The sequence below is a fragment of the Pectobacterium brasiliense genome (genome assembly GCF_016950255.1).
In the GTDB taxonomy this organism is placed as follows: Bacteria; Pseudomonadota; Gammaproteobacteria; order Enterobacterales; family Enterobacteriaceae; genus Pectobacterium; species Pectobacterium brasiliense.
In genome coordinates this window covers 2,744,568-2,768,562 of sequence record NZ_JACGFN010000001.1, presented here as the reverse complement: position 1 = coordinate 2,768,562, position 23,995 = coordinate 2,744,568, and the positions used below count along the sequence as shown (strand labels likewise).

Here is a 23,995-nt window from a genome sequence, read left to right as displayed (position 1 = left end):
ACTTTATGTTAAAGATGAACCAAAGGAGTCGTTATGTCAGTTTCAGCAAGAAATCAGCTTTCGGGTGTTGTGTCTTCCATTGTTGAGGGTGCGGTAAACAATGAAGTCGCATTGACTCTGGAAAGTGGGGATAAGTTAACGACGGTGATTACACGAGCCAGCTGTCAGTCTATGGACCTTGCCGTTGGCAAACCGGCCATTGCATTGGTGAAAGCCCCTTGGGTCATTCTGGCATCCGCCGAATGTGGTTTGAATTTTTCTGCCCGCAATCAGTTTCACGGTAAGGTGAGTTCTGTTACGAAAGGTGCCGTCAACTCGACGGTGCAACTGGTGACTGCCGGTGGATTGACGCTGACCTCAACCGTGACCAATGAGAGTCTGGAAGAGATGAACATTGATGTGGGCAGCGAATTAATCGCTCTGGTTAAAGCATCCAGTATTATTCTGGCTACCCGGAAATAATTGCCGATTTCTTTAGCGAATTATACCGCTCCAGCCGATAAACGACCGACATACACGGGTTTATCGGCTTATTGTTTATCGAAAATGTTTTTTTACCGTAAATGCTTTCTCCTTCGATGTATCCCCCGCATAAAACGTCTCTTATTTCGTTGCTCAAATGACCCACATCAACTATCGCCGGAAATGTGATCTGGATGATTGACCCTGAATTTTGTGTGTGGATAATATTGATATATAAAAATATATATAACGATGCTCGTCATACTTCAAATTGCATGTACGTTGGCTGCGCTTAGTCACCCGAATCACTTACCTGAGTAAGCTCATCGGGATGCCTTCGCTTGCCGCCTGCCTGAAATTTGAATTATTTAGAGCGGATATTATTTAACTCTGGGATCATCATGGGAATTAACAGGCGTACTTTTTTATCGTATCTGGCGACAGTGTCTGCTTTACCTCTTTTGCCTGCGTCCTTTGCACATGCGTTTGACCGCATTGCCGGACGGTTTGGTCAGATTCCCAACCCTTCTGATATTCAGCGTGTTATCAGCGCGGGGCCACCTGCGGATTTGCTACTGTTAGCACTGGCGCCAGAAAAGCTGCTTGGGTTTTCATCGTTTGATTTGTCGGGCGAATCGGGGGCGCTGTTTTCTGAAACCGTACGCCGATTGCCGCGTTTAGGGCGCTTATCAGGCCGAGCCAGTACGTTATCGCTGGAAAAACTGCTGACGCTGAATCCAGATATCATCATTGACTGTGGAAGCGCCGATGAAACGTATCGCTCGCTGGCGCAGAGGACGTCACAGCAGACCGGTGTGCCTTACGTGTTGGTGGATGGCGGCTTACTGGATACGCCTTCACAGCTCCGGCAGGTGGGGCAACTACTGAATGTCGTGGCGCGGGCGGAACAGCAGGCACAGTTTGCCGATGCTATTTTGCAGCGTGCAAATGCTTACCGTACAAGCGCACAAACCGAGAAACCGAGCTTCTATTTCGCTCGCGGGGCGATGGGGCTGGAAACCGGCCTGCGTGGTTCTCTCCATACCGAAGCAGTGGAACTGCTGGGTTTTAAGAACGTCGCGACCGCAGGGGAATTAAAAATGCTGACTCAGGTGTCGATGGAGCACATTCTGCGGTGGAACCCGGAGCTTATTATCACGCAGGATGTGCAGAGCTATCAGCACATTATGCACTCGGAGCAATGGCGGGGCGTGCATGCGGTTGCGCAGCAGCGCGTGATCCTGATGTCCGGCTTGCCGTTTGGCTGGCTGGATGCACCGCCCGGTCTGAACCGGCTGCTGGGGCTGTGCCGCTTACAAAGCCATTTTGACCCTGCTGCTGCTCAGCAGCTCAAAAGTGATACCCGAACGTTTTTCCGCCTGTTTTACCATACCGATCTGAATGATGCGCAGCTTGAGCAACTGCTGAGAGTGGTATGAAAAGCCATACCATTACTCTGGTACTGGGGGTTTTACTGATCGGCAGCGCGCTGCTTGCGTTAGCGGTGGGGCACTATTCCCTCTCTGTGCATGAAATCCTGCAAATTATCGCTGCTCCGCAGGGAACGGTGTCGATCGAGCCACGTAAAGCGACGGTATTCTGGAACATTCGCGTGCCGCGCCTGCTGGCGGCGCTGCTGATTGGTGCCGGGCTGGCTGCCGCCGGCGCAGCTTATCAGGGCATGTTCCGTAATCCTCTGGTTTCCCCCGATATTCTTGGCGTCTCTGCCGGTGCTGGCGTAGGGGCGACGCTTGGGATTTTCCTTGGCTTACCGATGCTGTTTATTCAGCTTCTGGCGTTTGTCGGTGGGCTAGGCGCGGTGACGCTGGTCTGCCTGATTGCCCGTATGGCGAAACGACACGATCCCGTATTGGCACTGGTGCTGGTGGGCATGGCGATCGGCGCATTAGGCGGCGCGGCGATCGCACTGATCAAGATCCTGGCCGATCCCTATACTCAGCTACCGTCTATTACTTTCTGGCTATTGGGTGGGCTCTCCGCCATCACCATTCAGGACTTAAACGTTGCCGCAATACTGATTGTGATTGGGTTGGCCCCGCTTATTTTACTGCGCTGGCGTATGAATCTGTTGAGCCTGCCGGATGAAGAAGCCCGCACGCTGGGTGTGAATATCCGTTATACGCGGCTGTTATTCATCTTTGCAGCGACGTTAATTACCGCCAGCGCGGTGTCGATTGCGGGAATCATCGGGTGGATAGGGCTGGTGGTGCCGCACATCTGCCGTTTGATCGTCGGCGACAATTTCAATCGGCTATTGCCCGTTTCTATTGCCGTTGGGGCGCTGCTGCTGTTACTCACAGACACGCTAGCGCGAACGATCGCTGCGATTGAACTGCCGCTAGGCATTCTGACGTCGTCCATCGGTGCACCCTTCTTTCTGCTCCTGCTGTTGAGGGGGGAAAGAGCATGACAGGCAGCAGCATCGCTACGCTTCAGGCGGTTAGCGTCGGATATGGTCGCACCGTGGTGAACCACGACATCTCGTTTTCACTGCCATCCGGGCAGATTACCTGTTTGCTGGGCACCAATGGCAGCGGTAAAACCACCCTGATGCGCACTCTGCTAGGCTTGATTCCTGCCTTTTCCGGTCAGATACACATCGCCGAAAAACCTATTGCCGCATGGTCTGCCAGAGCGCTCGCACAGGTCGCAGCCTATGTGCCTCAGGCACATGACTCTCCCTTTGCCTTTCGCGTGCTGGATATGGTGCTGATGGGATGTCACCCCCGTTTGTCGCTCTTTTCCACGCCTGGAAAACGTGAGATCGCGAGTGCTGAAGCGGTGCTATCACAGCTTGGGATTCTGTCGCTGAGCCAGCGTTCATACGCGACGTTGAGCGGGGGAGAGCGGCAGCGCGTACTGATTGCCCGTGCCTTAGTGCAGCAGCCTGCGCTGATGGTGATGGACGAACCGGCGGCCAGTCTGGATTTTGGCAACCAGATTCGATTATTGGCACACATTAAGCGGCTTAAAGAAAGCAGTATCGCGGTGCTGATGTCCACGCACCATCCTCAGCATGCACGGGCCGTGGCGGATAACGTGGTTTTGCTGCATCCCGGCGCGGGGACGGAACAGGGAACCCCGGACGCTCTGCTGACGCCGACGAAGCTGGCGGCGCTGTACGGCGTACAAGAAGCGGATATTCACGCCCATTTCCGTACCTGATGCCCTGCGCGTGCAGGTAAACGGCATCGAATAAAAGAGAAATCAGGAAGAGAATATGATTATCGACGAGATTGATTTTCCCGCGCTTTATCAGGCGCATATGGCGCGGGCGGCTAGAACCGCCAAAACCCCGGAACACTGGGATAAGCGCGCAGAAAACATGGCGATAGCATGTGCTGGGCCACGCGATCCGTATCTGGAGCGGTTCATCGCCAACATGGATTTCTCAGGGGCTAAAACGCTGCTGGACGTTGGATGCGGGCCGGGATCGGTGTGCCTCAATGTGGCGTCGCGGCTTGAACAGGTTTACGGCATTGATTACAGCGAGGGCATGCTGGACGTGGCGCGTCGTCGGGCAGAGGCAATGGGGATAGGAAATGCGACATTTGCTCACCGTGCCTGGGAAGACGACTGGGCGGATCTGCCCGACTGCGACATTGTGGTGGCATCGCGATCGACGCTGGTCATGGATCTGGCGGCCGCGCTCTACAAGCTGAATCAGAAAGCTCGCCTGCGGGTGTACACCACCCACACGGTTTCCCCTACGTTTGTCGATCCACGGATTTCGGCGGCAATCGGGCGAACGTCGACATCGCTACCGAACTATATCTATGCTGTGAATATTCTCTATCGCATGGGCATTCACGCCAACGTGAGCTTTATTCGCGGGCAGAATTGCCAAAGGCATGCCGAAACCTTCGAGCGTTTTGCGGAAGGCGTGGCCTGGTCATTAGGCAAGTTGAGTGAGGAAGAAAAACAGCGCCTGAGAGTCTATTACGATGCGCATCAGGATGATGATATCCCGCTCGTTTCACCGACGCGGGATTGGGCGTTTGTCTACTGGGATGTGGTGCCACATGCGGAGTTCGCACGATGATTTATATCCCGGATGCGTACCTTGACCAGCTCTTGCAGGAAGATATTCAGTACGGTGATGTTACTACGCGTGCGCTGGGAATAGGGCAAGGGGAAGGGGAGATCACGTTTTTCCATCGTCAGGGCGGGTGTGTGAGCGGAATGCCGGTGGCGGAACGTCTGCTACAGCGGCTGGGGCTGCGGGTGACGCATTGCGTTCAGGAAGGGGAACGCGTGCAGCCCGGTGAAGCGATGCTTGCCGCAACGGGAAATGTCGCTGCGTTACATCAGGGATGGAAAGTCACGCAGAACGTGCTGGAGTGGTGCTGTGGCGTCAGCGAGTATCTGCATCAAATGAAAGCCATTTATACCCGTGAGGTGCCATCCGGGCAAATTGCCTGTACGCGCAAAATTATTCCGGGTACGAAGCTGCTTTCGATCTTAGCCGTGCTGGCCGGGGGCGGGATTGTGCATCGTTTGGGCTGTGCAGAAACGGTGCTGTTATTCACGAACCATCGTCGCTTTTTGCCGAATCAGGATGATTGGGCTACCCATGTTGCTCAACTACGCCACGCGGCACCGGAGAAAGTCATCATTGTGGAAGTGGATAGCCCCGATGAGGCGATGATGGCACTCAGCGCCGGGCCTGACATTCTACAGCTTGATAAGTTTACGCCTGAACAGGTGATCGCCACGCTGTCTTACGCTGCACGCCATGCGCCCGCGTGTAAGGTGTCAGCAGCGGGAGGAATCAACCTGCAAACGGTTCAGCGCTATGCTGAAACCGGTGTTGCCCTGCTCGTCACGTCTGCGCCTTACCACGCGCCCTCTGCCGATATTCGTGTCGTTTTAACGCCAAAACGCTAACGCCATCATTCCGAACGCCCGGATGACGGGAAGTGGCGACATCTATCGTTATATAAATTTTTATACAGCAATGTGTTTTTTTAAGGGAACAATGTCATGCAAATAAGAAAATTAAGTTGGTTGTTGTCCGCCAGTTTATTACCTGTCTCTTGCGTCTATGCCGCCTCTGGTGACGCGGTTGAGAATACGAAGGATAAAGACGTGATGACGGTGTGGAGCAGCCCGGTTGCGGCGACTAACGATATCGTGAATCAGGAGCAGATTAACCAGCTAAACCGGCGCAATGTGGCGGAAGCGCTGAATATCGTGCCGGGAGTGACGCTACAAAAGTCAGGCGGGCGCAGCGAACAACAGGTGAAAGTTCGCGGCTTTGATAGCCGGCAGGTGCCGGTTTTCCTCGACGGCGTGCCGATTTATGTTCCCTACGACGGGAATCTGGATCTTGGCCGTTTTCAGGCTTCCGATCTGGCGGCGGTCGAGGTGTCTAAAGGATATACCTCGCTGTTGCAGGGCCCGAATCAAATGGGGGGCGCGATTAATCTGACGACGCTGCGGCCGAAAAAAGAGCTGGAAGCGAACGTGCGCTTGAATCAGGGCTGGGCGCGCGGGCGTGACAATGCGCATAACATGGATGCGTCGTTTGGCGGGAAAAGCGATCTGGGGTTCTTCCAGATTAGCGGCAGTCGTCAGAAGCAGCGGTTTACCGGGTTGCCTCACGGGGTTGATAACGCGACTGCTGGTAGCGAAGGTCAGCGGATGAATTCCGGCAACGATGACAAGCGCGGCATGCTTAAGGTCGGGTTTACGCCGCGGGAATCCGATGAGTATACGTTTACCTACATCAATCAGGAAGGTGAGAAGAATACGCCACCTTATGCGGGCAATAGCGGTCAGTCAGGACGCTATTGGCAATGGCCGGACTACAACAAAGAAAGCTATTACTATCAGGGCACCACAAAGCTAAGCGACAGAATGACGCTGAAAAGCCGCTTCTATCACGATGAATTTGAAAATACCTTGCTGATGTATAAAACGCTGGCGGATTTCAAAAATAAGAGCGGTAACTATAGCCACTATGCGGATTTCAGTAACGGCGCGGCGCTGCAATTAGGGATTGATATGCGAGAACTGGATTTGCTGTCGTTCGCCGTACACTGGAAAGATGACGTGCATCGCGAGAAAGGGGCGATTAACGCGCCATACGATCGCTATAAGGACCGTACCTGGTCGATGGCAAGCGAATACCAGTGGAATGTGTCCGATAAGCTGGATGCGGTATTTGGCGTGAGCTACGACTGGCGCGACAGCAAGCAGGGCATGAAGCATGAGAAGAACGGCACGCTAACGAATTATGACCAAAACAATCAGGATGCATTCAACTGGCAGATGATGACGAAGTATCGCTTCGATAATCGCGATGAACTGCAATTATCGCTGTCTGAACGTAGCCGTTTCCCGACGCTGAAAGAGCGTTACACCACCTCTAAGCCAGCCAAAAATCAGGATGCGCTGGTTAATCCGAACCTCAAACCCGAGCGTGCGCAAAACCTTGAGCTGAACTATCGCGGCGGCTTGACCGAGGGCTGGGGCTACGATGCCAGCGTGTACTACAACCGGGTATCAAATGCGATTCTGTCACATAACATTACGCCGAGTTTGATCCAAAACCGTAACAGCGGCCGGGTAGATTACTACGGTATGGATCTGGGTATTCACGGTGATGTCAAAGACTGGTTAACCGTCGGGGTTAACTATGGGCTGATTCATAGCGATGTGAAACGCGAAGAAATCGGCAACATTGTCGATCTGCCGAAGCATAAGGTGTTTGCCTGGGCAACGATCACGCCTATCGAACCGGTCAGCATTACGGTGATGGAAGAAGCGCGTAGCTGGGGATTCAATAATTCAGATAATAACGATAAAACGCGCGGATTTGCGGTGACCAATGTGCGGGTGGACTATCGTCTGGGTGCCGGCTTTAGCGTGAATGCGTCGGTCAACAACCTGTTTGATACGGCTTACGCTTATCAGGAAGGTTATGTTGAGGAAGGACGTAATTATTGGTTAGGCGTTGCTTACCAGTATTAATCCCCGAGGGCATATATACCCTAAATAACAAAGGCCAGCATAAGCTGGCCTTTTGACTCGATTGCGCAGTGTTTACTGCAAGCCGAGTTTCTTCTCCAGATAGTGGATGTTCGTGCCACCTCTCTGGAAGTTTTCATCGCTCATGATCTTCATCTGAAGTTCGATGTTGGTTTTGATGCCATCGATGATCAGTTCAGCCAGCGCGTTCTTCATACGGGAAATCGCGATTTCGCGCGTTTCGCCGTAGGTGATCAGCTTGCCGATCATGGAATCGTAATACGGCGGTACGGTATAACCGGCGTAAATATGCGATTCCCAACGGACACCAAAGCCACCCGGCGCGTGGAAACGCGTGATTTTACCCGGGCTTGGCAGGAACGAGTTCGGGTCTTCCGCATTGATACGGCATTCCACCGCGTGGCCGCGAACCTTGACGTCTTTCTGCTTGATGGACAATGGCAGACCGGCAGCGATGCGCAGCTGCTCTTTGATCAGATCCACGCCGGTAATCATTTCGGTTACCGGATGTTCCACCTGAATACGGGTGTTCATTTCAATGAAGTAGAACTCACCGTTTTCGTATAGGAACTCAAACGTACCCGCACCGCGATAGTTGATATCGATACAGGCTTTGGCACAGCGATCGCCGATATTGCGACGCAGCTCGTCCGTAATGCCCGGTGCTGGCGCTTCTTCCACCACTTTCTGGTGACGACGCTGCATGGAACAGTCACGCTCGGCCAGATAGACGGCGTGGCCCTGACCATCGGCCAGAATCTGAATTTCCACGTGGCGTGGGTTTTCCAGATATTTTTCCATGTAGACCATGTCGTTGTTGAAAGCCGCTTTGGCTTCCGCACGGGTCATGTTGATGGATTGTTCCAGCTCTTTGTCGCTGCGCACGACGCGCATACCACGACCACCGCCGCCACCAGAGGCTTTGATGATGACCGGATAGCCGATGCGTTTTGCATGAACACGGTTAGCGTCCATGTCGTCGGTCAGAGGGCCATCAGAACCTGGTACGGTTGGAACACCCGCTTTTTTCATGGCGGTGATGGCAGACACTTTGTCGCCCATCAGGCGAATGGTTTCTGCACGTGGGCCGATGAAGATAAAGCCAGAGCGTTCAACCTGCTCGGCAAAATCCGCATTTTCGGACAGGAAACCGTAGCCAGGGTGAATCGCGACGGCACCCGTGATTTCCGCTGCGGAAATAATCGCTGGGATATTCAGATAGCTTTTTGTTGACGGAGCCGGGCCGATACACACGGTTTCGTCCGCCAGCAATACGTGTTTCAAATCGCGATCCGCACTGGAGTGAACGGCGACGGTTTTGATGCCCAGTTCTTTACAGGCACGCAAAATACGCAGCGCAATCTCTCCGCGGTTAGCGATAACGATTTTATCTAGCATGATAAGCCTCGTTATTCGATGACAACCAGTGGCTCGTCAAATTCAACCGGCTGACCGCTTTCGACCAGGATGGCTTTAACCACGCCTGATTTGTCGGCTTCGATCTGGTTCATCATTTTCATGGCTTCGACGATACACAGGGTATCGCCAACATTGACGTGCTGACCCACTTCCACGAAGGCTTTAGCATCCGGGCTTGGGGTGCGATAGAAGGTTCCAACCATTGGAGAACGAACGATGTGTCCACTGATGGCAGCCGGTGCTGCTGCAGCTTCCACTGGCGCTGGTGCAACGGCGGCTGCCAGTGCAGGCTGTGGCTGCATCATCGGCGTAGCGTAAGCCTGTTGCATCATCGGGTAGTTAACCGCTGCTGGGGCACGACTGATACGTACTGATTCTTCACCTTCAGAAATTTCCAGTTCGGCGATGCCGGACTCTTCAACCAGTTCGATCAGTTTTTTGATTTTACGAATATCCATGGATGTGGTTCCGTACTCTTTTGTTTAATTGGAAGTTGACAGGCGTTTTACCGCCGTCTGTAAAGCATACTGATAACCATCTGCCCCCAGGCCACATATCACGCCTACCGCAACATCAGAAAGGTAGGAATGATGACGAAAAGGCTCACGTGCGTGCACGTTGGACAGATGAATTTCGATAAACGGAATCGCGACGGCCAGCAAGGCATCACGCAGCGCAACGCTGGTGTGGGTAAATGCCGCTGGGTTAATCAGAATGAAGTCTGTGTTTCCTCTGGCCTGATGGATGGTATCGATCAGGACATGTTCCGCATTGGATTGCAGATGGGAAAACTCCACGTTCAATGCCTGCGCCTGTGTTTCCAGCTCGCTGACAATGTCTGCTAACGTCGTCTTACCGTATTTGTCGGGCTCTCGGGTTCCTAGCAGATTCAGGTTTGGACCGTTCAAGAGCAAAATGTGAAACTTTTCTGCCATTGTGCTGCTATCTCCCGCGATTGACCAAGATTGGCAAAACCGTGTCGCACAAAATAGCGCGAAGCTATTCGTTTGTCACCTTTCGTGATGCAAATTGTCCGGCCCGAGAAATTAAAGTCGTGCATTATAACCATATCGTGGCAATTCGCAGCTAAATACTGGTCTTATCTGCGGAGATATTCCTGCGCCAGGCCGTGAGAAGGCGTGAATCTTGCTGCGGTCCGTTATCGGCTTTTCCTGTGTTGCTGCGGCGCTTAGCGCCACCATTGGCGAAATTTCTTATAACGAAGCAGCAGCAATATCAGCGCCGCGAGCGCATACAAAATAGGCTGCGGTGAGAGCGTTTTAACTGACCAAAGATAGTGGATAGGCGCAAGGATGGCGACTAAATAGACGAAATTATGCAGTTTTTGCCATTGCGATCCCAACTTGCGCATCACTATCTGTGGCGATGTCACCGCCAGCGCCAGCAAAATCAGCCAGCTTATGATTCCCAACGTTAAATACGGTCGGGATATCAGTTCTTTGCCCAGCAGCGCCAGATGATCCAGGCCCAGCTCCAGCAGCGCATAGCTCACCAGATGTAACGTCGCCCAGAAAAAGCACCACAGCCCGAGGAGACGTCGGCAGCGAATAAGCAGCGGCTGTTTGCCGTAGCGTGCTAATGGTGTAACCAGCAGCGTCGCCAGCAGCAATTTCAGCGCCATTCTTCCGGTAAAGTGCTGGATATCCTTGGCTGGATCGGCGCTGAACCACCCTTGGTCAACGGACAATATCAGCCACAGCAGCGGCAGAAAACCAGCCAGATGGAGTAGCACTTTTAACCGGGTAATGTGTTGTAACGTCAGTCTCATGCTGATGTAAATTCCTATCCTGACAGGAGGCGGTGGCGAGAAGTTTTGTGTTATTCGCTAGATGTTTTGTGTTGTTAACTAAAAATTGTCGCGCAGATTCAGACCGCGATACAGCGAGGCGACCTGATCGGCATAGCCGTTGAACAACAGCGTGGGTTGGCGCTCAACGTTAAGTAGCCCGCCGGAACCGATGACGCGTTCTGTCGCTTGCGACCAGCGCGGGTGATCCACATGCGGGTTAACGTTGGCATAGAAACCATATTCATCCGGTGCCGCCAGATTCCATGTGCACGGGGGCTGCTCGCGAGTAAGCCGGATATGCACGATAGATTTGATGTTCTTGAAGCCGTATTTCCATGGCGTGACTAAGCGGATGGGGGCACCGTTCTGCGGCGGTAACGTCTTGCCATAAACGCCGACGGCCAGCAGTGCCAACGGGTTCATGGCTTCATCGAGGCGTAACCCTTCTACATAGGGATAGTCGAGACCGCCGCCCATGAAGCGATCTTTTTGTCCCGGCATCTGTTTCGGGTCGTAAAGCGTCTGAAACGCGACGTAGCGGGCGTTACTGGTGGGTTCGGCGTATTTAATCAGTTTAGCTAACTCAAACCCGACCCACGGAATCACCATCGACCACGCTTCTACGCAGCGGAAACGGTAGATCCGTTCTTCCAGTGGAAAACGTTTGAGTAAATCGTCGATATCCAGCGTGAGGGGGTTGGCGACATCGCCGTCTATTTTGACGGTCCAGCCTTCAGTTTTTAACCCGCCAGCATTGGCTGCCGGATCGGCTTTATCCAATCCAAATTCATAGAAGTTGTTATAACCCGTGACCTTATCTTCCGGCGTGAGCGGCAGATCGAGTTTCCAGTCGGCAGGCTGGCTAAATGTGAGCGGTTTACCCGGCGGCGCTTTCGGTTTATCACCGCCTTTAAACCAGGCCAGCAGGTCAGCCTGTGCAGAAAATGGCAGTGAAAGTGCGGCAGCGGAAATACCCAGCGCTTTTAAGACGCGCCGACGCTGATAGAAGAGGGATTCCGGGGTAACGTCGGCTTCCGTGAACTTGCGATGTTTGTGCATGTGAACTCCCGCCAGTCATTATTATTGTTGACGCAAAGTGGCGTTTTTAATGCTTACCGTTCACTTAGTTATAGATTAATTGCGGTAGAAACCGCGACAAGAGAGATGAAATACTTTTTTGCAGGGTGTAACAGCCACCCGAAGGTGGCTGAGTGCGTCAACAAAAGACGTTAGCTGATTTTCACCAGCGTGCGGCCGGTGACTTTATTTTCCAGCAGCGCAGCGGCAGTGGCAGGGACGTCTTCCAACCCGATTTCCTGCGTCACCTGTTGATAGAACGATTCAGGCAGAATGGTAGCCAGACGCTCCCACGCTTGCTGACGGCGAGCTAGCGGTGCCATCACGGAATCCACGCCTTGCAGGCGAACATTGCGTAAAATAAATGGCATCACGGTAGTCGGCAGCGCAACACCGCCAGCCAGACCGCACGCGGCGACCGTCGCGTTGTAATCCATCTGCGCCAGCAGCGTCGCCAACACGTTATCGCCGACGGTATCCACCGCGCCAGCCCAACGTTGTTTCTCCAGTGGGCGAGGGCTTCCGCTGAATTCGCTGCGATCCAACACCTGTTTGGCACCCAGCTTTTTCAGATAATCGGTGTTGTCGGCACGGCCGCTGACGGCAGTGACCTGATAACCTAGCTCTGCAAGCAGGGCGACAGCCGTACTGCCGACGCCGCCGCTGGCACCGGTCACGATAATGTCGCCGCTTTCCGGGGTGATACCACCGTCTTCCAGCGCCATCACGCACAGCATTGCAGTAAAGCCTGCTGTGCCAAGAATCATGGCCTTGCGCGCATCCAGCGACGCGGGCAGTGGAACCAGCCAGTCGCTCTTCACGCGAGCCTGTTGTGCCAATCCGCCCCAGTGGTTTTCACCCACGCCCCAACCGGTCAGGATGACAGACTGGCCGACGCTAAACCGATCGCTGTCGCTGTGGCGTACGGTTCCTGCGAAGTCGATTCCAGGAACCATCGGGAAGTTACGGATAATTTTGCCTTTGCCGGTAATGGCAAGCGCATCTTTATAGTTAATGCCGGACCAGTTGATATCAACAGTTACATCCCCGGTGGGAAGCTGCTCGGCGTCAATCTCGCGAATCTGAGCGTGGGTCAGTCCGTCTGACTGTTCAAGAACTAAAGCCTGCATGGGCTATCTCCTGTAGCAGGATGAAAAATGGGGAAGTCATTAACGACTATAGTTATTACAGGTACTATTTGTTAAAAGGTACTGCTTGTTAAAAAAGGTACTATGTAGCTGGCCTATGCGAACTGATAAAAAACAACAAACTCGCAGAAATAACAATTATTTGGAATAGGACGCAGGGATGGGATTTACGACCAGGTTCTCGATACTCATAGTATTGCTGACGGTTCTCGCTATTTTTCTTATGCTTTTCAGTAGCATATTTAGCCTCTGTTATTATAGCCAGTTGCGAACCGAGCAGCAGCTACGCGAGGTCACGGCCAGTATCGATCAGGCGCTATTAGTGCAATCGCCCGAAAATATTCAATATTGGCTGCCGGGAATGATGAAAACGGCAGGCATTGTGGCGTTGGATATTCAGGATAACGATTCGACCCTCTATTCAATACAGCTGCCTGAGGCCGGCTGGGAACGTACGCACCTCTATCATGAGGTCGAATTTCCGCTGATGCATCATTTGAACATGACGATCGCTTTGAAATATGTCGACCCGCTGATTGGTTTACCGCGTTTTCTGGTGTCGACGCTATCGGTATTGCTGGCCGCGGGCCTGATGCTCCTTATGCTGTACTTTTCCATTCGCTGGCTGCGTCGGCAGGCTGCCGGACAGGAAGAGTTGGAAAAACGCGCACAGCGTATTCTCAAGGGCGAGCGAGAATCGGTTATGCAGGGCTCGGTACGTGAATGGCCAGTTAAGACCAGCGGGGCGCTCGATCAACTGCTGTCTGATTTAGTGGAAGCGCGTGAGGAACGCGGGCGGGTTGATACGTTAATTCGTGCTTTCGCTGCGCAGGATGCTGAAACCGGGCTGAGTAATCGTCTGTTTTTTGATAATCAATTGACCACACAGCTGGAAGATGGCGAAGAAGTGGGGACGCACGGCGTCGTCATGATGATTCGCGTACCAGATTTTGAAACCTTGCAAGAAACGCACGGCTATACCAGTGCGATTCAGGATTACCGGTTCACGCTGGTCAATCTGCTATCGACGTTTGTCATGCGCTATCCCTCTGCGCTGCTGGCGCGTTATTTCAGCAGCGATTTCACCGTATTGCTCCCCCACAGCACGCTGAAGGAAGCCACTGCGATTGCCACGCAGCTGGTGAAGTCTATCGATATTCTCCCCAGCTGCCCGTTGATCGATCGCGAGGATGTTCTCCACATTGGTATTTGTGCCTATCGCGGCGGGCAAAGCGCCGAGCAGGTGATGGAGAGCGTGGAAGACGCGACGCGTAATGCGGTGTTGCAGGGCGGTAACAGCTGGTGCGTGTTTGACAGGCAGGTGCCTGAAAAAGGGCGCGGTAGCGTGAAATGGCGGACCTTGCTGGAACAGACGCTAGCGCGCGGTGGCCCACGGCTGTATCAGAAACCTGCGGTGACAAAAGAGGGCGTGGTACACCATCGCGAAATGATGAGTCGGATTTATGACGGAGAACAGGAACTGCTCGCGGCGGAGTATATGCCGCTGGTTCAGCAACTGGGGCTGGCAGCAAGTTATGATCGTCAGCTTGTAGCACGAATTATTGATCTGTCAGCGAGCTGGCCGGGAGAAACACTGGCTTTACCGGTAAGTGTGGACTCACTTTTGCAAAAGCCTTTCCTGCGCTGGCTAAAAGAAATATTGCTGCAATGTCCGAAAACGCAGCGTCAGTGCATTTTATTTGAACTTGCAGAGGCAGATGTCTGTCAATATATCGGCCGCCTGCGCCCGGTTCTCAATTTGATCCTGGGATTAGGTTGTCGCCTGGCGGTTACGCAGGCGGGGTTGACGCTGGTGAGTACGACGTATATCAAGTCACTCCCCGTGGAGATCATCAAGCTTCATCCTGGTTTGGTCCGCAGTCTTGAGCGCCGCCCGGAAAATCAGCTGTTTGTACAAAGCCTGACCGAGGCCTGTAAAGGGACGCAAACGCGGGTGTTTGCCGCTGGCGTGCGAACCAAAGAGGAGTGGCGGATGCTGTTGGGCAAGGGCGTTTATGGTGGGCAAGGCGATTTTTTTGCCGCATCAGTCCCTGTAACGGATGAGCTGAAAAAATATTCACCGCGGCATCGTGTTTAATATAAACGTCCCGTTCAAATTGACGTAGAATGAGGCGGTTGTTAAATCGGTTAGTGTGTGCTTACGTTAGCGGCAATCCGATTAAATGTTAGATTTTATGTCCTGTGTTAGCGCAATTCTGTCGGGTGGACAGTGGTAAGATGCCTTGCCGCCTGAGGAGAAAGCATGCCGTGCCTTCTCCCTGACGCCGACGTGCGCAACTCAGACTTATTTTTCACCGAAGCAGAGCCTTTTCGTGCCTTGTCGCTGCTTCGTGTGGTTGGTAAAGTAGGCGGATTTATTTTTCGCCCCCAGCTTGCAGGATTATCCTTTAGTTATGTTTAAGAAATTTCGTGGCATGTTTTCCAACGACTTGTCCATCGACCTGGGTACCGCCAATACCCTGATTTATGTTAAAGGGCAGGGCATCATACTGAATGAACCCTCTGTGGTTGCGATTCGTCAGGATCGTGCCGGTTCTCAAAAGAGCGTGGCGGCAGTCGGCCATGACGCTAAGCAGATGCTGGGCAGAACGCCTGGGAATATCGTGGCGATTCGCCCAATGAAAGACGGTGTGATTGCCGATTTCCAGGTCACAGAAAAAATGTTGCAGCACTTCATCAAACAAGTGCATAGCGACAGCTTTATGCGTCCAAGCCCGCGCGTGCTGGTATGTGTACCAGTAGGTGCAACGCAGGTTGAGCGTCGTGCCATTCGCGAATCCGCGCTGGGTGCTGGTGCCCGCGAAGTGTTCCTGATCGAAGAGCCGATGGCGGCTGCGATTGGTGCTGGCATGCCAGTATCCGAAGCGACCGGTTCCATGGTGGTGGATATCGGTGGTGGTACCACGGAAGTCGCGGTGATCTCGCTGAACGGCGTGGTGTACTCCTCTTCTGTACGTATTGGTGGTGACCGCTTTGATGAAGCGATCATCAACTACGTTCGTCGTAACTACGGTTCACTGATTGGTGAAGCGACGGCAGAACGTATCAAGCATGAAATCGGCTCCGCTTATCCGGGTGACGAAGTGCTTGAGATTGAAGTGCGCGGCCGTAACCTTGCTGAAGGTGTACCGCGTGGGTTCACGCTGAACTCCAACGAAATTCTGGAAGCGCTGCAAGAGCCGTTGACGGGTATCGTCAGTGCGGTCATGGCGGCGTTGGAACAGTGTCCACCTGAACTGGCCTCCGACATTTCCGAGCGCGGTATGGTGTTAACCGGCGGCGGTGCGCTGCTGCGTAACCTGGATCGTTTGCTGATGGAAGAAACCGGTATTCCGGTTGTGGTAGCTGAAGATCCGCTGACCTGTGTTGCCCGTGGTGGCGGCAAGGCGCTGGAAATGATCGACATGCACGGTGGCGATTTGTTCAGCGAGGAGTAATCCTGTCTGGAAAAGGGGGGACCGGATGGATGAACGCCTGCGTTTTTCATCTTTCGTGGTTACCCCTTTTTTATTTGTCTGAGCAATGAAATTCGCCCTATGGGGCACCGCTTTGTGACGTTAAAAATCGCCAGGGGCGATTTGAGGTTGCTGTCGAGGAATACGCAAATTTTATGAAGCCGCTTTTTAGCAGGGGGCCTTCCCTGCAATTACGACTTTTTCTTGCTGTCGTTACCGCGATTGTCGTGATCGTTGCGGACAGTCGGCTCGGTTCGTTCGTCAAAATCAGAACGTACATGGACACCTCCGTCAGTCCATTCTATTTTCTGGCGAATGGGCCCCGTCAGGTTCTGGACAATATGTCTGCCTCACTGGCAACCCGTGAGCAATTAGCCCTTGAAAATACCGCGCTGCGTCAGGAACTGTTGATGAAAAACAGTGACCTGTTGCTACTAGGCCAGTTCAAGCAGGAAAATGCGCGCTTACGTGAACTGCTTGGCTCACCGCTGCGTCAGGATGAGCAGAAGATGGTGACGCAGGTGATGTCCGCCGGAACCGACCCTTATAGCGATCAGGTGGTGATTGATAAAGGTCAGGCGAACGGCGTGTATGAAGGGCAACCGGTCATCAGCGATAAAGGCGTGGTGGGTCAGGTTGTGGCGGTTGGTCAGTTTACCAGCCGGGTTTTGTTGATTTGTGATGTTTCCCACGCGTTGCCGATTCAGGTGCTACGCAATGATATCCGCGTGATTGCTGCCGGCAATGGCTGCGCCGACGATCTGCAACTCGAACACTTGCCTAACAATACCGATATCCGAGTAGGTGACGTACTGGTCACATCGGGTCTGGGCGGTCGCTTCCCCGAAGGGTATCCCGTTGGTGTTGTGTCATCGGTCAAGGCCGATACACAGCGAGCCTATACGATTATTCAGGCACGTCCGACTGCGGGGCTACAGCGTCTGCGCTATCTGCTCTTACTGTGGGGCGTGGAAAATAACTCCAATACAGCGTTGCCGCCAGCGGAAGTCCATCGGGTTGCCAATGAACGTCTGATGCAGATGATGCCGCAGGTTTTACCGTCGCCTGATGACATGGGACCCCCGCTTCCTCCTGATACCGCTGCGCCCACCGCCGAGCCGCAAAGAGGCCGCCAATGAATCGTTATCGCAGGCATGGCAACTGGATTATCTGGCTTTCTTTTCTGATCGCTATGGTTTTGCAGATTATGCCGTGGCCGGATGAAATCTACATGTTTCGCCCCTCCTGGCTGACGCTGTTTCTCATTTATTGGGTGATGGCATTGCCACATCGGGTGAATGTCGGCACAGGATTTATATTAGGTCTGATTATGGACTTGATTCTTGGGTCTACACTGGGAGTACGGGCGCTGGCGTTGAGCATTGTGGCTTATCTGGTCGCCTTTAAATTCCAGCTATTCCGAAATATGGCGCTCTGGCAGCAGGCGTTAATCGTCATGTTGTTGTCGCTGCTGATGGACCTCACGGTATTCTGGGCAGAATTTTTAGTTATTAATGTCTCTTTCCGACCGGAAACATTCTGGAATAGCGTCGTTGATGGCGTACTCTGGCCGTGGCTGTTCCTGCTGATGCGTAAAATTCGTCGTCAGTTTACTGTGCAATAAGGTGATTCATGACTCAGCTTTATCTGGCATCCGCCTCTCCCCGCCGTCGCGAACTGCTCACGCAGCTCGATATTCCTTTTTCTGTACTGAATGTCGCGGTGGAAGAACAGCGGTTACCGGAGGAGGCAGCGGAAGTTTATGTCCGGCGTCTGGCACATGAGAAAGCGGCCGCGGGTGTCGTGGCGGCACCGTCTGATTTACCGGTTCTGGGTGCCGACACCATTGTGGTACTGAACGGTCAGGTATTGGAAAAACCACAGGATGAAGCCCATGCGGCAGAGATGCTGAGGCAGCTGTCCGGAAAACCACATCAGGTGATGACAGCCGTCGCGCTGGCAGATAAAGACGATGTATTGAGCTGTCTGGTAGTAACCGATGTCGTCTTCCGTCCGCTCTCGCAGCAGGATATCGAACGGTATATCGCCAGTGGCGAACCGATGGATAAAGCCGGGGCTTACGGTATTCAGGGCAAAGGTGGATGCTTTGTCCGGTCGCTTAACGGGAGCTATTACGCGGTGGTTGGGCTGCCGCTGGTAGAAACCCATGAGCTATTCAGTAATTTTGCTGCGTTGCGGAGTGCAAGAGGAAAACATGACTGCTGAGTTACTGGTAAACGTTACACCGTCAGAAACGCGCGTTGCCTATATCGACGGCGGCATTCTGCAAGAAATTCATATTGAGCGTGATGCGAAGCGCGGCATTGTCGGCAACATTTATAAAGGCCGCGTGAGTCGCGTCCTGCCGGGCATGCAGGCGGCGTTTGTGGATATCGGTCTGGATAAAGCGGCATTCCTGCACGCGTCCGATATCATGCCGCACACCGAATGCGTTGCTGGTGATGAACAGAAGAATTTTCACGTCCGTGATATCGCTGAACTGGTGCGCCAGGGGCAGGATCTCATGGTGCAGGTGGTCAAAGACCCGCTGGGAACCAAAGGCGCACGTCTGACGACCGATATCACGCTGCCGTCGCGCTATCTGGTGTTTATGCCCGGCGCATCGCACGTTGGCGTGTCGCAGCGGATTGAGAGCGAAGCGGAACGCGAGCGCTTAAAGAAAACGGTCGCAGAGTATTGCGATGATGACGGTGGTTTCATCATTCGTACCGCTGCGGAAGGCGTTGGTGAAGAAGAGCTCTCGCAGGATGCGGCGTTCCTGAAGCGTCTGTGGGGCAAGGTGATGGAGCGTAAAAAGCGCAACCAGACCAAATGTAAGCTCTACGGTGAAGTGGCGCTCGCCCATCGAATTTTGCGTGATTTTGCGGGTGCCGCGTTGGATCGCATTCGGATTGACTCCCGACTGACGTATGAAGCGCTGCTGGAATTTACCGGCGAATACATCCCGGAGATGACCCGCAAACTTGAACACTATGCGGGTAAACAGCCTATTTTTGACCTGTTTGACGTGGAAAATGAGATTCAGCGCTCGCTGGACAGAAAGGTTGAACTGAAATCCGGTGGCTATTTGATCATCGATCAGACCGAAGCGATGACGACCGTCGACATCAACACGGGAGCATTCGTCGGCCACCGCAATCTGGATGAAACCATTTTCAATACCAATACGGAAGCGACGCAGGCGATTGCACGACAGCTGCGTCTGCGTAACCTCGGTGGCATCATCATTATCGACTTCATCGATATGAATAATGAGGATCACCGTCGGCGGGTGCTGCATTCCCTTGAGCAGGCGCTGAGTAAAGATCGGGTCAAAACCAGTATTAGCGGCTTCTCTCAACTAGGATTAGTAGAGATGACGCGCAAACGCACGCGTGAGAGTATCGAACACGTGCTGTGTCATGAATGCCCGACGTGTCATGGGCGTGGCACGGTGAAGACGGTAGAAAGCGTCTGCTATGAAATCATGCGTGAAATCGTGCGTGTCCACCACGCTTATGACACCGATCGTTTCCTGGTCTATGCCTCACCGGCAGTCGGGGAAGCGCTGAGAAGTGAAGAGTCGCACGCGTTAGCTGAGGTTGAGATTTTCGTCGGCAAACAGGTCAAAGTACAAATCGAACCCCTGTATAGCCAGGAGCAGTTTGACGTTGTCATGATGTAAATTCGTGCGCTCGTCGTCGGCGACGAAAGAAGGAGAAATTAGTGAGGCGACTGCCCGGAATACTCATCATCACGGGTGCCACTCTTGTCGTGATGGTAGCGCTGTTAGTCAGCGGCTTAAGACTGGTGCTGCCACAGCTCGATCACTTCCGGCCACAGCTGGTGGCCTGGGCGCAGTCTGCTGCCGGTGTTCCGTTAGAAATCGGCTCGATGACGGGGCGCTGGGAGTCCTTTGGCCCCACGCTGGAAATTGAAAAGCTTCGCACGTCCCTGCCGGAATCGGACTGGCAGGTTGACCGCATTACGCTGGCGCTGGATGTGTGGCAGTCGCTGCTGCACGGGCGCTGGCAGTTTCGCGATCTCACGTTTCACCAATTAAAACTGGATATTAATAGCCAATTTACCGGGCAGCAGCAGGATAGCAAACTGCTGGAGTCAGGGAAGGTCAGCGATCTTTTCCTGCGTCAGTTTGACCACTTTGACCTGCGTGATAGCCACATTACCTTTCTTACCCCTTCCGGTTCCCGCGCGGAGCTGAGCATCCCGCAACTGACCTGGCTGAATTCCGAGAAGCGCCACCGGGCAGAAGGCTTGATCAGCCTGTCGAGTTTTAATGGTCAGCACGGCGTCGTGCAGATGCGTATGGACTTGCACGACGATCAGGGGTTGCTCAGCAACGGCACGTTCTACCTGCAGGCTGACAATATCGATATGAAGCCCTGGCTCAGCCGCTGGATGAAAAACACGACCGGGCTGGAAAGTGCCGATTTTAGTCTGGCAGCCTGGTTGAACGTCCGTGACGGCGATATCCACAGCGGTGATGTGTTCCTCAATCACGGAACGGCCAATTGGGGTGAAGGCAGCGATGCGCATCGCCTGAATGTGGATGACATGACGCTGCACGTCAGTCGTCAGGAAAATGGCTGGCAGGTCGATGTGCCTGAGTTGAATCTGGCAACGGATGGTGTTGCCTGGCCGAAAGGTCAGCTCTCTGCTCTCTGGCTGCCAAAGAATGAACACATGTTAGGGCCCGATCGACAGGAAGCGCTGCGCGTTCGAGCCAGCAATCTGGCGCTGGAGCGGGTCAGTACGCTGCTCCCATTGCTGTCCGGGACGACCCCAGAATTGAAAGCGCGCTGGGATGAACTGCAACCGACGGGCACACTGAATACCGTTGTTGTCGATATCCCTCTGCAACAACCGGAGCGAACCCGCTTTCAGGCCAACTGGCAGGATGTGAGCTGGAAGCAGTGGAAATTACTGCCGGGGGTCGATCATTTCTCTGGTTCTGCCCGCGGCAGCGCCGAGCGTGGTCAGGTCAGCGTCGAATTAAAACAGAGCACGCTGCCCTATGTGGATATGTTCCGTGCGCCGCTGGAAATCAAGCAGGCCAGCGGCACGATTGACTGGCGTAATGATGCACAGGGTCTGGCGCTCTGGAGTCACGGGCTGGATGTGCAGGCGAAATCGTTATGGGCTAACGGCGATTTCCGCTATGAACAGCCCGCTAAGCAGGAGCCGAAGCTGGATATTCTGGCGGGCATTCGGCTGACCGATGCGGCGGATGCCTGGCGCTATTATCCTGAACTGTTTATGGGCACCGAGCTGGTGGACTATCTGAGCGGTGCGCTGAAAGGCGGCCGTGTCGATAACGCCACGCTGATCTTTGCTGGGAATCCGCAGCATTTCCCGTATACGCACAACGAAGGCCAGTTTGAAGTCTGGGTGCCGGTTAAAGAGGCCACCTTCGAATTTCAGCCGGGCTGGCCTGCGCTGACGCCGCTGGATATCAATCTGGACTTTGCCAACAACGGCCTGTGGATGTTTGCACCGCAAACCTGGCTGGGCAAGGTGGAAGGCAAAAACATTAGCGCGGTCATTCCCGATTATGAAAAAGAGATGCTGCTCGTCGATGGTGAACTGGACGGCCCGGGGCCGGAAGTGGGGAACTATTTTAATCAGACGCCGCTGAAATCCTCGCTGGGTGCGGCGCTAGATGAGCTGAAAATTGGCGGGCCGGTGAAAGGCACACTGCATCTGGATATTCCGCTTGCTGGTGATGATGTCCGCGCCAGTGGTGATATCGCGCTGAACAATAACAGCCTCTACATCAAGCCGCTGGATACCACGATTAAGAATCTCACCGGTAAGTTCCGCTATGAAAACGGCAACTTACGCAGTGACACGCTTCAGGCGAACTGGATGAATCAGCCGATGACGGTCAATTTCACGACGGAAGAGCAAGCGAAGGCTTTTCTGGTGAATGTTGGCTTGCAGGGCGACTGGCAGCCTGCGCTCTTGCCCGGTTTACCGGCATCGGCAAGCAAAGCCCTGTCCGGCACGGCTGGCTGGAAGAGTACGGTAGCCGTCAACCTGCCGTATTCCGGTAAAACAACGTATGATGTTGATGTACAGGCTGATCTCAATAAAGTAAGTAGTCACTTACCTAACCCGCTAAGTAAACCCGCTGACGAGAGCCTGCCGCTGGAGGTAAAAGCCAGCGGTAACCTGAATGGTTTCGCGATGCAGGGACGACTGGGTAAGGATAACCACTTCAATAGCCAATGGCTGCTGAAAGGCGATACCGTGACGCTGGCGCGGGCAAGCTGGCAGAACGGGGCAACGGTGGCACCTGCATTGCCAGAAGATTCCTCGCTGGTGCTCGATCTTCCGCCGCTGGATGCTGAAAGCTGGCTGGGGCTTCTGCCTTCGCTGCGAACCTCGACATCGGCGGAAGGGAAAAAAGCGCATAGCACTTTCCGTTTTCCTGAAGCGGTGACGCTGCGGACGCCTGAGCTACAGCTGCTGGGACAACAGTGGCACGATCTGGAAATCACGCGTAAAAATACGCTTGCTGGCAGTGAAGTGCAGGCAAAAGGACGCGAAATTGACGGAACGGTTGAGATACCCAATCGTGGCATGTGGCGCAGCGACATCAATTATCTCTACTACAATCCTCAGTGGAAAGGGAATGAAGCGACCAACCCGGTGGCATTAGCAGAGAAAAAATCACCGCTAAACGACCCGAGTATCAGCTTTGAAGACTGGCCGTCGCTGGCGGTTAACTGTCGGCAGTGCTGGATTATCGGGCAGAATATGGGACGTATTCAGGGGACGCTGCTGCCAGAAAAGGAAAAATTAACGCTGGCAGACGGTATCATTGATACGGGCAAAGCCCGTCTGACGGTAAACGGTTCCTGGCAGGAAAACGCGGAAGGCGTGCGGACGGCGCTAAAAGGCCGTCTGACGGGAGATAGTCTGGAACAGAACGCTAACTGGTTTGGCGTTGATTCACCGTTGAAGGCCGGTTCTTTCGATGTGGACTACGATCTGTACTGGCGCGGTACCCCTTGGGCACCGGATATTGCCAGCCTGAGCGGAATATTGCACACGCGCATTGGTAAAGGTGAAATTGCCGAAGTGGGCGCGGGTCAGGCGGGTCAATTGCTGCGTTTATTGAGCTTCGATGCGCTGATGCGTAAGCTGCGGTTCGATTTTAGCGATACGTTTGGTCGCGGATTTTACTTCGACTCGATTCGCAACACGGCATGGATTAAAGACGGCGTGTTGCATACTGATGATATGTTGGTCGACGGGCTGGAGGCCGATATCGCGATAAAAGGCGATCTCGATCTCGCTAAACGACAGGTCAATATGGAAGCGGTTATCGCCCCGGAAATTTCCGCGACGGTGGGGGTGGCGACCGCATTTGCCGTTAACCCGGTTGTCGGGGCCGCGGTGTTTGCTGCCAGTAAAGTGTTGGCACCGCTATGGAACAAGATTTCGCTGATTCGCTACCAGATTTCCGGTAGCCTCGATCAGCCAAAGATTCAGGAAGTGCTGCGTGAGCCGAACAAGAAGAAAGGCGAATAATGCCGTTGGGGCAGCGCAGCGTACTCAGCCGA

General features: G+C 53.7%; 20 protein-coding genes. 14 read left to right on the top strand and 6 right to left on the bottom strand.

Annotated elements, in window-relative coordinates; all coding sequences use genetic code 11:
• Nucleotides 1-33: 33 nt before the first annotated feature.
• The 7 genes from H4F65_RS12270 to H4F65_RS12240 all read left to right on the top strand — a co-directional run bounded on the left by H4F65_RS12270 (nt 34) and on the right by H4F65_RS12240 (nt 7,458).
• Nucleotides 34-462, top strand: a complete 429-nt coding sequence (locus H4F65_RS12270; protein WP_010681543.1) for a TOBE domain-containing protein — start codon at nt 34-36, stop codon at nt 460-462.
• Nucleotides 463-863: 401 nt separating this feature from the next.
• The gene (locus H4F65_RS12265; RefSeq protein WP_010681544.1) at nt 864-1,901 is read left to right on the top strand and encodes an ABC transporter substrate-binding protein; all 1,038 of its coding nucleotides are present in this window, start codon (nt 864-866) and stop codon (nt 1,899-1,901) included.
• The gene (locus H4F65_RS12260; RefSeq protein WP_010681545.1) at nt 1,898-2,893 is read left to right on the top strand and encodes a FecCD family ABC transporter permease; all 996 of its coding nucleotides are present in this window, start codon (nt 1,898-1,900) and stop codon (nt 2,891-2,893) included. Before H4F65_RS12265 ends, H4F65_RS12260 begins: the two co-directional genes overlap by 4 nt.
• Nucleotides 2,890-3,648: an ABC transporter ATP-binding protein gene (locus H4F65_RS12255; RefSeq protein ID WP_010681546.1), complete on the top strand. Its 759-nt coding sequence runs from the start codon at nt 2,890-2,892 to the stop codon at nt 3,646-3,648. Before H4F65_RS12260 ends, H4F65_RS12255 begins: the two co-directional genes overlap by 4 nt.
• Before the next feature lie 55 nt (nt 3,649-3,703).
• Nucleotides 3,704-4,525 carry a class I SAM-dependent methyltransferase gene (locus H4F65_RS12250; protein WP_010681547.1) on the top strand — a complete coding sequence of 274 codons (822 nt, stop codon included), beginning with the start codon at nt 3,704-3,706 and terminating at the stop codon, nt 4,523-4,525.
• A complete protein-coding gene (modD, locus tag H4F65_RS12245) occupies nt 4,522-5,370 on the top strand; it encodes a ModD protein (protein ID WP_010681548.1) in 849 nt (282 codons plus the stop codon). The genes H4F65_RS12250 and modD overlap by 4 nt, the downstream gene beginning before the upstream one ends.
• 96 nt (nt 5,371-5,466) lie before the next feature.
• Nucleotides 5,467-7,458 carry a TonB-dependent receptor plug domain-containing protein gene (locus H4F65_RS12240; RefSeq protein ID WP_039319017.1) on the top strand — a complete coding sequence of 664 codons (1,992 nt, stop codon included), beginning with the start codon at nt 5,467-5,469 and terminating at the stop codon, nt 7,456-7,458.
• Nucleotides 7,459-7,530: 72 nt separating this feature from the next.
• On the opposite strand, the gene accC is transcribed toward H4F65_RS12240, so the two are convergent.
• The 6 genes from accC to acuI form a co-directional block, all read right to left on the bottom strand.
• A complete protein-coding gene (gene accC / locus H4F65_RS12235) occupies nt 7,531-8,874 on the bottom strand; it encodes an acetyl-CoA carboxylase biotin carboxylase subunit (RefSeq protein WP_010681550.1) in 1,344 nt (447 codons plus the stop codon).
• Between the two features lie 11 nt (nt 8,875-8,885).
• The gene (gene accB / locus H4F65_RS12230; protein ID WP_010681551.1) at nt 8,886-9,353 is read right to left on the bottom strand and encodes an acetyl-CoA carboxylase biotin carboxyl carrier protein; all 468 of its coding nucleotides are present in this window, start codon (nt 9,351-9,353) and stop codon (nt 8,886-8,888) included.
• A gap of 24 nt (nt 9,354-9,377) precedes the next feature.
• Nucleotides 9,378-9,830, bottom strand: coding sequence for a type II 3-dehydroquinate dehydratase (aroQ, locus tag H4F65_RS12225; RefSeq protein ID WP_010681552.1), 453 nt, complete (start codon nt 9,828-9,830; stop codon nt 9,378-9,380).
• Nucleotides 9,831-10,084: 254 nt separating this feature from the next.
• Nucleotides 10,085-10,684 (bottom strand): protein-methionine-sulfoxide reductase heme-binding subunit MsrQ, encoded by a 600-nt coding sequence (msrQ, locus tag H4F65_RS12220; protein WP_010681553.1) that lies wholly within the window; start codon nt 10,682-10,684, stop codon nt 10,085-10,087.
• A gap of 78 nt (nt 10,685-10,762) precedes the next feature.
• Nucleotides 10,763-11,764, bottom strand: coding sequence for a protein-methionine-sulfoxide reductase catalytic subunit MsrP (gene msrP, locus H4F65_RS12215; RefSeq protein ID WP_010681554.1), 1,002 nt, complete (start codon nt 11,762-11,764; stop codon nt 10,763-10,765).
• 170 nt (nt 11,765-11,934) lie between these two features.
• Nucleotides 11,935-12,912: an acrylyl-CoA reductase (NADPH) gene (gene acuI / locus H4F65_RS12210; protein WP_010681555.1), complete on the bottom strand. Its 978-nt coding sequence runs from the start codon at nt 12,910-12,912 to the stop codon at nt 11,935-11,937.
• Nucleotides 12,913-13,090: 178 nt separating this feature from the next.
• Here acuI and csrD point away from each other — a divergent pair, with 178 nt between their 5' ends.
• From csrD to yhdP, 7 genes are all read left to right on the top strand, one after another.
• Nucleotides 13,091-15,028 (top strand): RNase E specificity factor CsrD, encoded by a 1,938-nt coding sequence (gene csrD, locus H4F65_RS12205; protein WP_039313803.1) that lies wholly within the window; start codon nt 13,091-13,093, stop codon nt 15,026-15,028.
• A 316-nt stretch (nt 15,029-15,344) separates the two neighbouring features.
• Nucleotides 15,345-16,388 carry a rod shape-determining protein MreB gene (mreB, locus tag H4F65_RS12200; protein ID WP_010300322.1) on the top strand — a complete coding sequence of 348 codons (1,044 nt, stop codon included), beginning with the start codon at nt 15,345-15,347 and terminating at the stop codon, nt 16,386-16,388.
• A 173-nt stretch (nt 16,389-16,561) separates the two neighbouring features.
• Nucleotides 16,562-17,545 (top strand): rod shape-determining protein MreC, encoded by a 984-nt coding sequence (gene mreC / locus H4F65_RS12195; RefSeq protein WP_010681557.1) that lies wholly within the window; start codon nt 16,562-16,564, stop codon nt 17,543-17,545.
• The gene (mreD, locus tag H4F65_RS12190) at nt 17,542-18,030 is read left to right on the top strand and encodes a rod shape-determining protein MreD (RefSeq protein WP_010300327.1); all 489 of its coding nucleotides are present in this window, start codon (nt 17,542-17,544) and stop codon (nt 18,028-18,030) included. The genes mreC and mreD overlap by 4 nt, the downstream gene beginning before the upstream one ends.
• Nucleotides 18,031-18,038: 8 nt before the next feature.
• The gene (locus H4F65_RS12185; protein WP_010681559.1) at nt 18,039-18,632 is read left to right on the top strand and encodes a Maf family protein; all 594 of its coding nucleotides are present in this window, start codon (nt 18,039-18,041) and stop codon (nt 18,630-18,632) included.
• Nucleotides 18,622-20,091 carry a ribonuclease G gene (gene rng, locus H4F65_RS12180; protein WP_010681560.1) on the top strand — a complete coding sequence of 490 codons (1,470 nt, stop codon included), beginning with the start codon at nt 18,622-18,624 and terminating at the stop codon, nt 20,089-20,091. The genes H4F65_RS12185 and rng overlap by 11 nt, the downstream gene beginning before the upstream one ends.
• A 41-nt stretch (nt 20,092-20,132) precedes the next feature.
• On the top strand, nt 20,133-23,963 hold the full coding sequence (gene yhdP / locus H4F65_RS12175) for an AsmA2 domain-containing protein YhdP (protein WP_039319012.1): 3,831 nt from the start codon (nt 20,133-20,135) through the stop codon (nt 23,961-23,963).
• The last annotated feature ends 32 nt before the right edge of the window (nt 23,964-23,995 follow it).